Source organism: Alkalihalophilus marmarensis DSM 21297 (genome assembly GCF_000474275.2).
Classification (GTDB): domain Bacteria; phylum Bacillota; class Bacilli; order Bacillales; family Bacillaceae_D; genus Alkalihalophilus; species Alkalihalophilus marmarensis.
Window position 1 is genome coordinate 43705 of sequence record NZ_ATAE01000040.1, and the last position, 14151, is coordinate 57855.

The 14151-nt window shown below is 42.8% G+C and carries 16 protein-coding genes; 2 read left to right on the forward strand and 14 right to left on the reverse strand.

Going from position 1 to position 14151, the window contains the following annotated elements:
- Positions 1-65 precede the first annotated feature (65 nt).
- Complete coding sequence (locus A33I_RS14825) at positions 66-728, forward strand: glycoside hydrolase domain-containing protein (RefSeq protein ID WP_022629123.1); 663 nt, start codon at positions 66-68, stop codon at positions 726-728.
- A 79-nt stretch (positions 729-807) separates the two neighbouring features.
- Here the strand turns inward: A33I_RS14825 and hpf are convergent, their stop codons facing one another.
- Both hpf and A33I_RS14835 read right to left on the reverse strand, forming a co-directional pair.
- Complete coding sequence (gene hpf / locus A33I_RS14830; protein ID WP_022629124.1) at positions 808-1365, reverse strand: ribosome hibernation-promoting factor, HPF/YfiA family; 558 nt, start codon at positions 1363-1365, stop codon at positions 808-810.
- Positions 1366-1721: 356 nt separating this feature from the next.
- Complete coding sequence (locus A33I_RS14835; RefSeq protein ID WP_012960443.1) at positions 1722-1919, reverse strand: cold shock domain-containing protein; 198 nt, start codon at positions 1917-1919, stop codon at positions 1722-1724.
- A 355-nt stretch (positions 1920-2274) separates the two neighbouring features.
- Here A33I_RS14835 and A33I_RS14840 point away from each other — a divergent pair, with 355 nt between their 5' ends.
- A complete protein-coding gene (locus tag A33I_RS14840; protein ID WP_022629125.1) occupies positions 2275-3264 on the forward strand; it encodes a DUF6612 family protein in 990 nt (329 codons plus the stop codon).
- 448 nt (positions 3265-3712) lie between these two features.
- Here the strand turns inward: A33I_RS14840 and fliT are convergent, their stop codons facing one another.
- From fliT to A33I_RS14900, 12 genes are all read right to left on the reverse strand, one after another.
- On the reverse strand, positions 3713-4075 hold the full coding sequence (gene fliT / locus A33I_RS14845) for a flagellar protein FliT (RefSeq protein WP_022629126.1): 363 nt from the start codon (positions 4073-4075) through the stop codon (positions 3713-3715).
- Positions 4075-4473: a flagellar export chaperone FliS gene (gene fliS, locus A33I_RS14850; RefSeq protein ID WP_022629127.1), complete on the reverse strand. Its 399-nt coding sequence runs from the start codon at positions 4471-4473 to the stop codon at positions 4075-4077. The genes fliT and fliS overlap by 1 nt, the downstream gene beginning before the upstream one ends.
- Positions 4474-4552: 79 nt before the next feature.
- Positions 4553-4912: a flagellar protein FlaG gene (locus A33I_RS14855; RefSeq protein WP_031311698.1), complete on the reverse strand. Its 360-nt coding sequence runs from the start codon at positions 4910-4912 to the stop codon at positions 4553-4555.
- Between the two features lie 118 nt (positions 4913-5030).
- Complete coding sequence (nirD, locus tag A33I_RS14860; RefSeq protein WP_022629129.1) at positions 5031-5357, reverse strand: nitrite reductase small subunit NirD; 327 nt, start codon at positions 5355-5357, stop codon at positions 5031-5033.
- A gap of 11 nt (positions 5358-5368) precedes the next feature.
- A complete protein-coding gene (gene nirB, locus A33I_RS14865) occupies positions 5369-7792 on the reverse strand; it encodes a nitrite reductase large subunit NirB (protein WP_022629130.1) in 2424 nt (807 codons plus the stop codon).
- A 53-nt stretch (positions 7793-7845) separates the two neighbouring features.
- Positions 7846-8676: a formate/nitrite transporter family protein gene (locus tag A33I_RS14870; protein WP_022629131.1), complete on the reverse strand. Its 831-nt coding sequence runs from the start codon at positions 8674-8676 to the stop codon at positions 7846-7848.
- Positions 8677-8710: 34 nt separating this feature from the next.
- Complete coding sequence (gene cobA / locus A33I_RS14875) at positions 8711-10177, reverse strand: uroporphyrinogen-III C-methyltransferase (RefSeq protein WP_022629132.1); 1467 nt, start codon at positions 10175-10177, stop codon at positions 8711-8713.
- A gap of 294 nt (positions 10178-10471) precedes the next feature.
- A complete protein-coding gene (locus A33I_RS14880; protein WP_022629133.1) occupies positions 10472-11068 on the reverse strand; it encodes a hypothetical protein in 597 nt (198 codons plus the stop codon).
- 120 nt (positions 11069-11188) lie between these two features.
- Positions 11189-13039 carry a flagellar filament capping protein FliD gene (fliD, locus tag A33I_RS14885; RefSeq protein ID WP_022629134.1) on the reverse strand — a complete coding sequence of 617 codons (1851 nt, stop codon included), beginning with the start codon at positions 13037-13039 and terminating at the stop codon, positions 11189-11191.
- A gap of 72 nt (positions 13040-13111) precedes the next feature.
- Positions 13112-13354, reverse strand: coding sequence for a hypothetical protein (locus A33I_RS14890; RefSeq protein WP_022629135.1), 243 nt, complete (start codon positions 13352-13354; stop codon positions 13112-13114).
- Between the two features lie 47 nt (positions 13355-13401).
- Positions 13402-13602: a YjfB family protein gene (locus A33I_RS14895; protein ID WP_022629136.1), complete on the reverse strand. Its 201-nt coding sequence runs from the start codon at positions 13600-13602 to the stop codon at positions 13402-13404.
- Between the two features lie 18 nt (positions 13603-13620).
- A complete protein-coding gene (locus A33I_RS14900; RefSeq protein WP_022629137.1) occupies positions 13621-13989 on the reverse strand; it encodes a DUF8042 domain-containing protein in 369 nt (122 codons plus the stop codon).
- Positions 13990-14151 lie beyond the last annotated feature (162 nt).

Below are 14151 nucleotides of genomic sequence, written 5' to 3' on the forward strand. Positions count from 1 at the left end.
CATTTAGACATCCTTCCAACTTGGCACCCCTTGCATATCGTGGTCATAAAGAAGGAGGTCATCAAATGTATAGAAATCAACGAAGTATCAATTGGGGGGTGGACTCGGCCGCAGCTGTCACACAAGAGCTGTATGAGTGCGTCACCTCCTCGTACGGACAGCCTGACTTTTGGGGCCGCTACCTAACCACGATTGAAAATGTATGCGACGGTCTGACTCCTGAAGAGATACACTTTATCCGCGATCAAGGGATGAAGATTATGCCGATCTATAACAATTTCAGTGAAGCAGTCGGTGAACGTGCCGGGGCAGTGGCCGCACGTAATGCGATCTTCCAAGCAAGACGGCTCGGCATTTTAGAAGGCAGCTTCATTTTCGCTACTATTGAAAACTTCTTCAATGTAGATCCAGCATGGCTGATTGCTTGGTCCGATGCGTTTTATACGAGTCCTTACCGCCCAGGCTTTTTAGGCGATCCGGTAGAAGGCGGCTTTAATGAAGCGTATTGCAATGCGTCTGAGGCAAGCGAGAGCATCCGCCAGCAAGCAGTCATCTTTAGTGCGGAACCAGAGCCCGGCACAACGCCTAAAAACCGTATTCCGCGCTATAATCCGGCACGACCGAGTTGTGATGCCAATGTGTGGGCATGGCAATACGGCCGTGACTCAGAAAATTGTCCAATTGATACCGTCTTAATGGAAACAAGGCTGTACGAGGCCCTTGGGTAGAGACTGACGCTATCATCCCTCACCCCATACACAAAACAAAGGAGCACAGCTGGTGGCTGCACTCCTTTTTCACGTTATTTTAAGCTTCTGGCTCGATTAAGCCGTACTTGCCATCTTTACGACGGTAGACAACGCTTGTATCGCCATTTACTGCATTTGAGAAGACGAAGAAATTATGGCCTAGCATATCCATTTGTAAAATCGCTTCTTCTGCATCCATAGGCTTTAAGTTAAAGCGCTTTTTACGAACCACTTGAATTTCATCTTCATCCGGCTCGACTTCTTCCTGCTCAAGAGGCTCTAACTCATTCTTGAACATATATTTTAAGCTTCCTTCTTGACGGAACTTACGGTTTACTTTTGTTTTGTGCTTACGAATTTGTCTTTCAAGCTTTTCAATCACATTATCAATAGCAGCATACATGTCGGTATGAGTTTCCTCACCACGTAGTAAGAGCTGCGGCATTGGGATTGTAATCTCAATAATATGCTGGTTATTTAACACCTGCATGCGTACATTGACATCCGCTACAGGGGTAGTGTCAAAATAACGCTCGAGCTTCCCAACCTTTTTCTCAACATAGTCGCGTAATGCTGGAGTTACTTCGATGTTTTCGCCACGAATATTATAATTCATAAAGAACTCCTCCTTTTCTATGTACTTAATATTCTACATACCCTTCATCTATTCCTTCTTAAACCTTTAAAAAGATTTAATAATGTGACAACATTCTACATCAGGCGTTCATAAGGTGTTCACATAACACAAGCGTTCCACCACTCCAATGGCGCAGAAGCCTTTCTAGGTAAGAGATTGCCACATCTATAACATTTCCAAAAACGATCGAGACACACGTTCCAAAACTTCCCTCATTCGACAAAAGTAAATGAAACTGCAGGGATAATCTATCTTGAAAAAGTAAAAACCCATCCCGAAACCGGAATGGGTTGTATCGTTATAGCTATAGTTCATTTCCTGCCCAGGAATGTGAATTAAAGCTTAACTACGTTTGCAGCTTGAGGTCCGCGAGCACCTTCAACAATTTCAAACTCAACGTCTTGACCTTCGTCTAGAGACTTGAATCCTTCAGAATTGATAGCTGAGAAGTGTACGAATACGTCGTCTCCATCTTCACGCTCGATAAAACCGAAACCTTTTTCTGCATTAAACCATTTTACTTTTCCTTGCATGTTTTCACATTCCCTTCGTAACTTAATTCACGTGGAATAATTTCCACACTTTTACTATAGCAGCGTCAGATTCTGTTGTCAAACGGTTTCATCTTGAATTTACAGAAAAAATAGTAAATTTATAAAGTGCAATACTAAAATAGTTGTAAACGTTTGCTTTTTAGGTTTCATTTTACCTACATTAGGGAATAATTCACTGTCTCTATTATGTCCTTTCTCTTATCCTTTTCATGAGCAAAAAGAATGATTTCCCTTCTTTTTACCAATTGATTATAAGAATGACCTATCATCAATTGGTACTCTCTGGTAAAATGAAACATGACATATGGAGCAACAATATAAAGGGGATGAACAAATGAAAAAAATGAAATGGCTAGGTGCTGGTATTGCCGCTATGATGATCATGACAGGTTGTAATGAAAGCTCTACAACAGAGATTGATGAACCAGAAGAAGTGGAAGCGGCTGAACCAGCTGAGGGAGAGGAACCTGCTGAAGAGCCGGCAGCTGAAGAAACAGCGCCTGCTGAAGAAGAAGAAGTCAGTGAGGAGCTTACAGTAGAAGATGTTTTAGCTAAATCAATTGAAGCAATGAACGGTGTTGAAAGCTTCTCTACAGAGATGGAAGTCGATCAAGAAACGACTCTAGGTGAGGACGAGACCATTGCAACGAAAATGACAATGAAAATGGATGCAACACAAAATCCATTTGCCCTCTATCAAGAAACGTCTATGCAAGTTCCTGATTTTGATGAAGGCGACTTAATGGCGAAAGTATACTTTACTGAAGACGGCGCATATATGAATGACGGTATGGAAGATGTCTGGTTCAAGTATCCAGATGACTTCACACAAGATTTGCTTGCCCTTCAAGAAATGCAAATACAGCCTGAAGAGCAGCTTGAGATCTTAAAAAGCTATTCTGAGAATTTAACGATGACAGAGGATGGCGATCACTACGTTATTACAGTGGAAGGTTCAGATCAGACGATTGATCAAATGGCTGACCAGCTGAATATGATGTTTGGCGAAAACTTAGGCGAAGGTTTCGGTGAGTTAACATCAATGATGGATATTACTCAATTAGATTACACGCTTCACATCAATAAAGAAACATTCTATCAAGAAGCAATCGATATGATGATGGAATTCTCAATGGAAGCTGAAGGCGAGAAAATCTCGATGATTCAGCATTCAACAGGAACATTCTCAAACTTCAACGAAATTGAAAACATTGAAGTTCCACAAGAAATCATTGACTCTGCAGAAGAATTAGACCTTGATTTCGGCGGCTTTGAAGACTTTGATGAGACAGAGTTTGAGCTAGAGGAAGAAGAAACAGAATAACATTGATTGTGAGCAGCGTATCTTCATGCGCTGCTTTTTATTGCATAGAAAGCAAATCTTTTTGTATAATAGACCTAACAGAACAAAACGAAAAAAGCAGGGTGCGGCAAACACCCTGCAAACGCAACTACATGTCGCTAATGGAGCGACTGACCATCAGGTTATTGCACAGAAATAGCACACCTTACTGGCAGGCAGGGTGGCTATTTCTTTTTGTTTAACTCCACGACGATCGTGATCACTAAGCCGAGTACCGAAACGAGCACAACAATCATTTGTGCCGATAAACTAAGCGCCTCGTATGTCGTAATAAGCATCACCCCCTTTCATAAAGGGAGTTCAGCCGCCACCTTGCTTATGCAGTTGCTCCTCTTAGTATACCAAGCATGCACCCCTCTTTTCACCACAAAAAAAGCACAAGCTCCCAAATAAGGAACTTATGCTCATGTTATACTCCCCGTTTATCAAAAAACACACCATCCGTTGTTGGTCCATCGTAAGGATTTTCGTATTTTTTATGGGTCTGTTTTTTCACTTTTAACTCAGAAAGATTGGCCTGGATCTCCGCTTGGATCACTTCAAGCCGCGCATTCAGCTTCGTATTCAGCTTTATCAGCTCATCTCCAAGCTTCTTTTCACCAGCTGTCAGATTCTCTCGCTCAATTTGCTCAATCAATGCCGCGCGATACTCAAGCTCGAGATCAATAATCGCAATAAATTGATCCCTTGCATCATCCTCTTTAGGAAGAGGCTTTTTTGCATGCTCATACAAAGATTGTGTGGCAATATACAGTTCTTTTACGACAGACATTATGCCTTGCCGCCCGCCCCGTGACGCTGCTTGCGATCAAGCTGGATCACTTCTTTCCATGTATCGCGAAACTCAACAACGAGCCCTTCTGCTTCTGTTAACGCATTGGCATCGTTTTTCACGTTTGCTTCGATCAGACGGTTCAAAATAAAATCATACATCCGCATCATATTCTGCCCGACTTCATTATCTGTTTTTAATGTCACCATTAACTCACGAATAATATTTTGTGCTTTCGTCGAGTTCAGATTGCGTTTTTCTAAATCATTTTCTTCCATTGCCAGACGTGTCTGCTTAATAAATTTCAAGCAGCCATTATATAACATTAACGTTAACTCCCCGGGGGAAGCTGTTTTCATCGCATTTTGTTTGTAAGCCGATTGCATTGCTGTTGCCATAACAAGTCACCCTTTCCACTTCAATCATTGTGGTGATTTCACATTATTTATATCGGCTTTTATTCGTCATTGTTAAACACTAAATTCGTTGATCGACAATTAATCCCGCATGTTTTAACATCGAGGCGACCATATCAAGAAATTGTTCAGGTGGAATTTCTTTGACGACTTCATCTGTCTCAAGATCAACCACTTGCACATACATCCGGTCTAAGTCTTCATGAACATTAAATTTCACCGACGTCTGATTCGTCTTTAACAACTCATTCATGCTCTCAACCTGATCCTCCAGCAGATCCTTCGAATAATGATTCCGTCTTTCTTCTCTTACATGTTCAATCCCTTTTTGAATCAACTCACCTGGTGTGTTCTCGATTGTTTTTGCAGATTTCTTAGATAGGTCAATAAGCTGTGATGACGTTGAATGTTGAATCTCCATAAGGCACCTCCGCGGCACGACGCTTTTTTCTTTTTTATCGGTACATTTCGCGTCCCGTTTAAGCATTTGCCATAAAAAAGAAGCTGCTCTGTCACCAGAGTCAGCTTCCTCCCATCTTCTATTCAATAAATACATACACCTGCTCGCCCTCGATCTCCACGTCGTATCGGTTCACACAGCCTTGATCCGGCGCCTGGACCTGGCCGTCGCGGACGTTCACCTTCCAATCATGCAGCGGGCAAAAGACATGTTCACCGCTGACAATCCCTTCTGAAAGGGGCCCTCCTTTATGGGGACATTTATTCTCGACCGCATGAACGGTGTGGTCTTCTTGTTTAAACAAAGCAAGCTCAATGCCTTCTACCTTCACTCGTTTTCCGATCCCGACTGAGAGCTCTTGAATTGTGGCTACCAATACCTTTCTTACGCTGTTTACTGTACTCATAGGTCTCCTCCTTAGGACATCGTCACATGCGTTTTTTGATATTCTTTTTGCTTCTCTTCATTTTCAACGATTTCTTTCCACGGATCTTTTCCAGTCGATAAAGCAATCTCCAAGCGCTCGATTAAAGCATTTCGCCCTTCAACATCTTCTAAGACAACCTGCTTCATATGATCAAGTCCGACTCGCTCTACAAAATGAGAGGTACGCTCGAGGTAGCGGGCATGTTCGCGGTAATATTGCAGGAAGGCACTGATCGTATCAATGATCTCCTCTTTCGTTTTCACTTTACAGAACAAGTCGCCCCCTCGCAGGTCGACCCCGCCATTGCCGCCGACAAAAAGCTCCCAAGCTCCTTCGACGCCGACAACGCCAAAGTCTTTGATGCCTGATTCAGCACAGTTTCTCGGACAGGCTGAGACTGCCATTTTCACTTTATGAGGGGTGTTGATGTACTCAAATTTCTTCTCAAGCTCAATGCCAAGACCGATTGAATCCTGCGTACCGAAACGGCAGAACTGCTCGCCGACACAGGTTTTTACGGTACGAAGAGCTTTCGCATAGGCCGAACCAGACCTCATGCCAAGATCACTCCACACTTTTGGCAGATCTTCTTTTTCTACGCCAAACAAATCGATGCGCTGCCCTCCTGTTACTTTTAACAGAGGAACGCTGTACTTATCTGCCACATCAGCAATTTTGCGAAGCTGGTCGGCATTCGTCACACCGCCGTACATTCTCGGCACAACCGTAAACGTCCCATTATGATTGATGTTGGCATGAACACGCTCATTAACAAAACGAGAGGATGGATCATCAGCATTTTTAATCGGATCAACCATTTGCAGATAATAGTTAATCGCCGGACGACACTTCGAACAGCCTTCATCCGATTCCCAGCCAAGTACATTCATCACTTCCCGAGGGTGAGATAATCCAAGCTCGCGGATCTCAGATACCACTTCCTCATGGGTATATTCCGTACAGCCGCACATCGGCTCTTTCACATTTCCCACTTCTTCACCCGTCGTTAACTCCAATAGGTCAGCAACCAACGGCTTACATCCTCCGCAGGATCTGCCGGCATTTGTGCACTGCTTCACCTGCTCCACAGACTGCAAGCCAAGATCTGTAATCGCGGTACAAATCTCACCTTTTGAGACGCCGTTACAGCCGCAGATCGTTTCTCCGTCTGCCATCGCAACGACTGGACTCACTTTTGAATCCGAGGAAGACTCAGACGGCAGAATCGCCACTTTGCTCATTTGAGAAATGTCTTCTCCGCTCCTCATCATATTTAACAGCCGCGGGGAATCCCCGGTATCACCGAACAGGACGGCCCCGACTACTTTATTGTCTTGAACGACGACCTTCTTATAAATGCCTTCAAACTCATCATGCACACGGATTGCTTTTGTTTTCTCATTATCTTGAAATACCCCTGCTGAGAACACATCGACTCCTGACACTTTTAACTGGGTATATACAATCGACCCCTTGTAGCCTGGTTCTGATGCAGCATCTGTTGAACAAAGATGGGCAGCAAGCACTTTTCCTTGTTCATAAAGCGGCGCAACCAAGCCGTACGCAATTCCGCGGTGCTCGGCACACTCCCCGACCGCATATACATTTTCAGCACTTGTCTGCATATAGTCATTAACGAGAATGGCTCGTTCTGTCTTAAGGCCGCTTTTCTTCCCTAATTCAATATTCGGCTTGATACCGACAGCCATAACGACAAGGTCTGTTTTCAGGCTTGAGCCGTCTGTAAACCGCACCTCCTCTACACGATCTCTGCCGAGGATCTGCTCAGTATTTTTCTTTAAATGGAACCTCATCCCTTGCGCTTCGAGTTCTTCTTTCAGCATTCGTCCCGCTGGCTCATCAAGCTGCCTCTCCATCAGGAAATCACCGATATGAATGACGTCTACTTCCATATTTAAGTTTAAGAGACCACGTGCGGCTTCAAGTCCAAGCAAGCCCCCGCCGATTACAACAGCCCTTTTATAGTTTTTCGACGTCTCAATCATCGTTTCACAGTCTTTAATATTACGAAACGCAATCACGCCTTCTTTATCCGCACCCGGCAGCGGCAGCATGAACGCATTAGAACCTGTTGCCATGATCAACTTGTCATAGCTCTGGACTATTCCTTTCTCGCTGTAAACGACTTGCTTTTTCGTATCGACTTTCTTCACGGAATCTCCTGTATGCAGCGTGATATGATTTTCCGCATACCATTCATATGAATTTAAGACAATATCATCCACACTCGCATCCCCTTGCAGCACAGATGACAGCATAATGCGGTTGTAGTTTGGATGAGGCTCTTCGCCAAAGACCGTAATATCAAAACGGTCTGGATCTTTCTTCAATACTTCCTCAATTGTTCGTATTCCTGCCATCCCATTCCCAATCAGAACTAGTTTCTCTCGCATCAAGCTAAACCTCTCCTTTTTAAGATCTATTTACAGGGTCTGTTTAATAAAATCTATTTAATAGAAGCTACTTTCTGGTTGACGACAACTTCTTTCTGATCTGCTTTCTCTTTTGACTTCAACGGATTAATCATCCAATACAAGGCTCCGACAAACAGCGCCCCGCCTACGATGTTTCCAAGCGTGACAGGTATTAAATTATGGACAAATCCAGCGATGGTAATCGTCTCTGGATGAGGGTGAACAAGCGCTAACCCGAGTACGGTCATATTGGCGATGCTGTGCTCATAGCCTGAGGCGATAAATGCAAACAACATCCAAAAAATTAAAATCAGCTTAGCAGCGTCATTTTTCGTGCGAAGTGCTGTCCAAATCGCTAAACAGACGAGCCAGTTACAAAGAATACCGCGGAAAAATAACTCACTCGTGCTCAAATTCATCTTGTTTGCCGCAGCTGTCATCAATAGGTGATCCCCGCCAATTCCAGAAAAAATACCTGAAGCTAAAATTAACAAACATAGAGCGATTGCCCCGATAAAATTGCCTAAGTAACACCAAAACCAGTTCGTGAGCGTATCTTTCCACGTCGTGTGACCCGATAAGGTGCTGACCGTGTAGACCATATTATTACCGGTAAAAAGTTCCGCTCCCGCAAAGATTACAAGTGTAAGAGCGACGCCAAAGGATAACCCCATCACAAGCGAAGTCACTGGCATCGACATTTCAGCCAGCGGCGCCCCGACAGACATAATCAACACAATTCCAAGACCGACATAGGCACCCGCTAAACTAGCAGAAATTAAATAACGAAAACGACTTGCCTCAAGCTGTTTCTTCTTTGAAAGTGCCATCCCATTCAGCGTCTCTAACGTATCTTTGAACATGTAAACGATCCTTTCTTTCCCTATAAGGGCTTAATCAGCTTCCTTTGGCCAAGACGACGTTGTCTGCTAGTGCTAAAGTGATCTCCTTTGGTGTACTTTTCTCATCTAATACGTGATCTGCGATAAGACCAATTTCCGCGAGACGTTTACTTGCTGCAGGCCCCATGCATATTACACGAAGCTTATTCGACCACTCCGCTGTACTTTGGCCAGTCAGTTTAAAAAAGGCAATAAGCTTTTGCGCTTCGTTCTCGTTTGTGATTATGAGGGTATTCACATGGCCTTCTTCCATTAAACGAGATAAGGCCGTTACTTCTCCGTTTGTCACGCGTTGTGCTGTATTCACCCACTTTGTTGCTTGGAGCGGAAAAGATTGATCCAGTTCGATCTCACTGCCAATCACAAGCGCCCTCTTCCACTCATGGGTGCTCACCCAATCTTGTACGAGATGCCCTGCATTTCTTAAGGCTGTTTTCGTCTCATCATCTTTTGCGTAAAAACAAGCCTTCAGAGTACGTAAGCCCATTTCACGTTCACCAATCTCCATTAAAAATGCTTGAACAGCTTTAGGAGAATAAAAGACGATTTCCTCATAGTGCTCAATATCTTCAAACACTTCATTATCTAAACAGGTTGAATATTCAGTTAATTTAGGGTGTTCGTAGACATCTGCTCCTAGTTTGCGTAGATGCTGTGCCGCTTCTTTCTCTTCTACTGTTGAAGTTGGCATTAAGATTCCTTTTCCATGAAGCATTCTGTTATCAAACCAATTTAACTTCAAACGCAGCTTGACCACTTCCCCAACAACAATAATCGCTGGATTTTGAATTTGGCCTTCTACGAGATTTGCAATAGTTGCTAATGTACCGGTAATTGTCTGCTGTCGGCTGTAAGTTCCCCACTGACTGACCATCACCGGAGTATCAGCCTTTTTTCCATTACTGATTAACTCACTTGCAATCGTTCGGATATGTTTCACTCCCATATAGAACACGATCGTACTAACGCTTTCAGCAAGCGACTTCCACTCCACATCCGGCTTGCCGTCACTCGTTTTCGTATGTCCGGTCACCACCGCGAATGATCCGGAATGCTCCCTATGTGTAATCGGCACGCCTGCATACATGGTCGCTGCAATACCAGCTGTAATCCCTGGTATAATCTCATAAGGGACATGATTATCGGCTAACAATTCAGCCTCTTCCCCAACTCTGCCAAACACAGCAGGATCTCCGCCTTTTAGACGAACAACCTTCTTTCCTTTTCGCGCATGAATTAATAGCTCTTTTTGAATATCTTCTTGATGAAGTGTGTGCTTGCACGGCTGTTTCCCGCAATAGATCAGCTTGGCACTCTCTTTCGTTTCCGCTAACAATACAGGGTTAACCAACCGATCATACACCACGACATCCGCTTCCCTTAACGCCCGAAGTCCCTTTAATGTGAGTAACTCCTTATCCCCCGGACCTGCTCCAACGAAATAAACGATTCCTCTGTTCATGTCGACTAACCCCTTTCTCAGTTATCACTATAAAGGAAAATCTTGTCGGATTGGTCAGATATGTCATGTTATCTGACATGGAAATTTGGATGGAAATGGATATAAATACTCGCAGCTCCTGCCACCCCTGCGATACAGCCGAAAATAAAAAAGAACCCTGTCTGATTGACTAACGGGCTCAGTTTTTGGTGGGAAACGTTAATTCATAGGTTAAATAGCGTTACATTTAACATTGAAATAGCAAAGTAATTAACACTACAATTAGCATACTAAAACGCACAGATAAAGCCATTATTAATTTTCTTTAAGTTTCAATAAATAATGAGTATACCCTTTTAAAGCATCATCTGTTTTTCCAAAGGATATAGTTTCATTGGCAACAAATATATTGTTTTTTGTTATATAAAACGTAGGATTTGACAATATCCCATCATTTACATACATAATATAATGCTCAATTTCGTTAACATCTAATGCTTTTTTAATATCACCATAGTCAAATATAGAACTCAGTCCCTCGAAATTCTCCAGATTTTCTCTGGCTAAGTCATCATAATATTTATCACCGTAGTCCTTTAGGGTGATAATTTCAAAACCTTCTGATGGATTTTCTCCAAATGTTCCTGAAGTTTCATAGAAATAACTCTCTCCTATTGAAAACTCTACATCTGTGAAAATTTCTGTTACTGCTTTTAAGTCATTTTGATATTGTTCTTCACTTATTGCAGACGATTTGTGCATATATGCTACTTCATCAAATGTGTATTCTCCATAAAAATCAGCTATATTTACAGACGCATTATCTATAGATTTATTAGAAGACGTACACCCTATTAAAACTAAAAAAGTGATACTTTGCAAAATAATTATGATTGTAATCTTTTTATTCATTCTTTTCTCCTTTCTTTTATACTTAGCATACTATCCCTTAAGTTAAGTCATCTTCCCCCTCTTCCTCCATCCTCTTTAAGCTAAAGAAGACCAGCTAATGAACTGGTCTTCACAAAAGGTTTATTGATTTCCATATAACTGGGCAAATAATGATTCTGCTTGCGCATTCGCTTGCTGCATCGCTTTTTCCATTGCCGTAAACTGGCGCCAGTAACGGTCTTCTACTTGCTGAAGACGACGTTCGAAATTGGTAATTCGGGTATTAATTGATTCAATTTCACGCCCTAAGGTGAACTGATGGTTCGCAACCTTACCGCCCATTCCCCCAGCACGGCCTGAAATGCTATCAATCCCGCTTGTCAGCGTCTCACGCATGCGGCGGATGATCCCTTTCTCACCTGATGTAGGGCCATCGGAGTTAAAGATTGCAGCTACACCAGCAGGGTCCCTTTCGATTGCTTGTCGCAGTCGGTCTTCATTAATTTCAAGTTTCCCGCGGTCATTATAATCACGAGAGGTTGTTATTCCAATCGCTGAGAGCTGATTATAATCCGAACCTAGGTTATTTGAGACCATCCCGTAAATATCCGTACGCATCCGGTCCATTACACTTTGGATCATCCGGTCATTCCGCAACATCCCGCTTTGCGCACGTTCATCCCAACGCTCCGCTTCCTTTTCGCTGATCGCGTCACGCTCTTCATCCGTAAGCGGCTTGTAATCACGGTAACGCTCTTCAGTCAGCTTGCCATTTACAAAATCAAGAAGCTCGTTGTATTGATCAACGAATCCTTTAATCGTGTCGAATACTTTATCTGTATCGGTGCTGACGTTTAGGGAGACTTCTTCATTCCCTACTGTTTCACCTCTGAGTGTGATGGTTACTCCGTCGATGGTGAAGGTGTTAGTTTGACGTTGTGTCTCCATACCATTTATGGTGAAGACGGCGTTTTTGGCTGCTTGCCCATTCGTAAGAACATTTTCACCTTCTTCATTAACTTCGTAGCTTTCTTTAAGCTTCAATACATCTTTAAAGAAACCCTCTCCAAAGATCATCTCTTGTCCGCCGTTTTTATTATTAATTCCGGTTTCTTTTCTTGTAGCTGCTACGCCATCCGTATGCTCGTCATAAAACATACTGACGCCTACATTTGATCTATTGACCTTTTGAAATATTTGACTTAATGTCTCTGAATCTTTGATAACAAAAGTATCTTTTATTGCATTACCTTCACGATCAAATGTAGTGATTGAGGAAGTAGTATAATTAGCCGTCTCACTATTCTCAATATATGTCACTGATACTTGGGCTCCAGCTGGTAAACCATTGGCAAATGTTAGTGTCCCTGTACCGTAATCAACTTTTACTTCATCAGCCCCGGGATCACCAGTAGTTGTTTTATACTCTTTCCCATTTACTTTGACTACTGTATCACCAACTGCATCAGTATTTAAATTGGAATTCCCATTAGCAAATGAGACAGTATTGGAAGATGAAGAAACTCTGATTGTTTCTGTTTTAGCCAAACCGGATTTCCATACATCTTTTGTCAATTCACCATCTACATACGTTTCTGGTATTTGGCCTTTTATTGCCTGATTTGTTATAATTTTCGCGCCTTCAGTAATCGAACCGGAGCTGAACCTTGACTCCGATCGTGCTAGACTATCAATGTTTGATAACCGCAGCGAGACGTTACCTGCATTAGGGCTGGCTGTAGCCGTCACTAGGCTGCTATTTGTACTTGTCGCCCTCTTCGCACTTAAATTCGCACTCGTTAAAATAAACTGATCGACCATTTTATTTCGAAACTCATTAAACTTCCGGTTCACTTCGCGGTACGCATCCATCTGCCATTCAACGACCTGGCGCTGCTTCACCATATTATCTACAGGCATACGCTCGGCCCGCATTAAGTCACGCATGATTTGCTCGGTATCCATACCCGAGGCTAAACCACCCATCCTCATTTCACTTCACTCCTCGTCACTGCACATTGTTACTTTTTATATCGGATATGTATTTGTATTTGTTAAGCCTTATTAATGAAGTGTCTCAGGAGCAGCTTTCCTTTGTAACTCTATTACTTCATTTCGCAACTGTTGAAACTGTTCGTTAAGAGATTCCCATTCCAATTGTGAAAGCCCTGAGTCCAGTGAAGCCTCTGCCAGTTCTCTCATTTCAATTAACTTTCTCTCAATTGCTTCTAGTAATTGAGCTTGCTCCCTGCTCCACTCTAGCTGCTGCTGCAAAAACACAATCTGTTCTTTTGTTTCTTCATTCATATGTCATCCCACCTTATAAAAGAAAAGAGCAACCACTCTGGTTACTCTTACAAACTCAAATCAATCGAACTCCCTAAATGCGGCTGAGTTGCTTGCTGAATCGCTCTGGCATCAGCTGAACTCATTAACTTCTGCAGCGCTTCACCTTGCTGCTCGGCATTTCCCATCGCCTTTTTCATCACAGCCATCGAAGCCTGCTGCTGCACCTGGCCTTGATTAAGAGCCATTGAAAGTAATGCGATATCCATCTAAACCCTCCTATCCTATTACGAAACCAAATACTTAGAAAAAGCCGTTGAACACCCCGCTTCCACTTTTTTCAGCTGAGGAAGCATGTTAAACTGAACCACTTCCTTCGCACGTCCGAATTCCTTCTTCTCATAATGAGTTAACACAAGCTCCAAACTCTCACGAACTTTACCAAGCTGCGCGCTGATCGCTTCACCCTCAACTTCTTCAACCACAGGCGTAATCGAACGCTCAATGGCAGCATACGCCTTCATAATATCTTCAAACAAAATAATCGCCTTCTCAAATCGGCCTTCATTTAATAGAAGCTGAAGATGACTGGCTCCCTCTACCATTGTGTTAACTAACTCCACCGACTGCTCCATCACATCATGGTATTTTTCCATTGGTATCACTACTTCCCTAATAAGTTTCTATTATTAGTATCGGTGAGTGAAGGGGAAAGTTGAGAAAAATAAAAAATTCCAACGAGATGCGAGAGTTTAAATTTGTTATTCATTTAGACGACAAGATCTATTAAAGCTTCGGGCGATGACAAGTACTGTTTG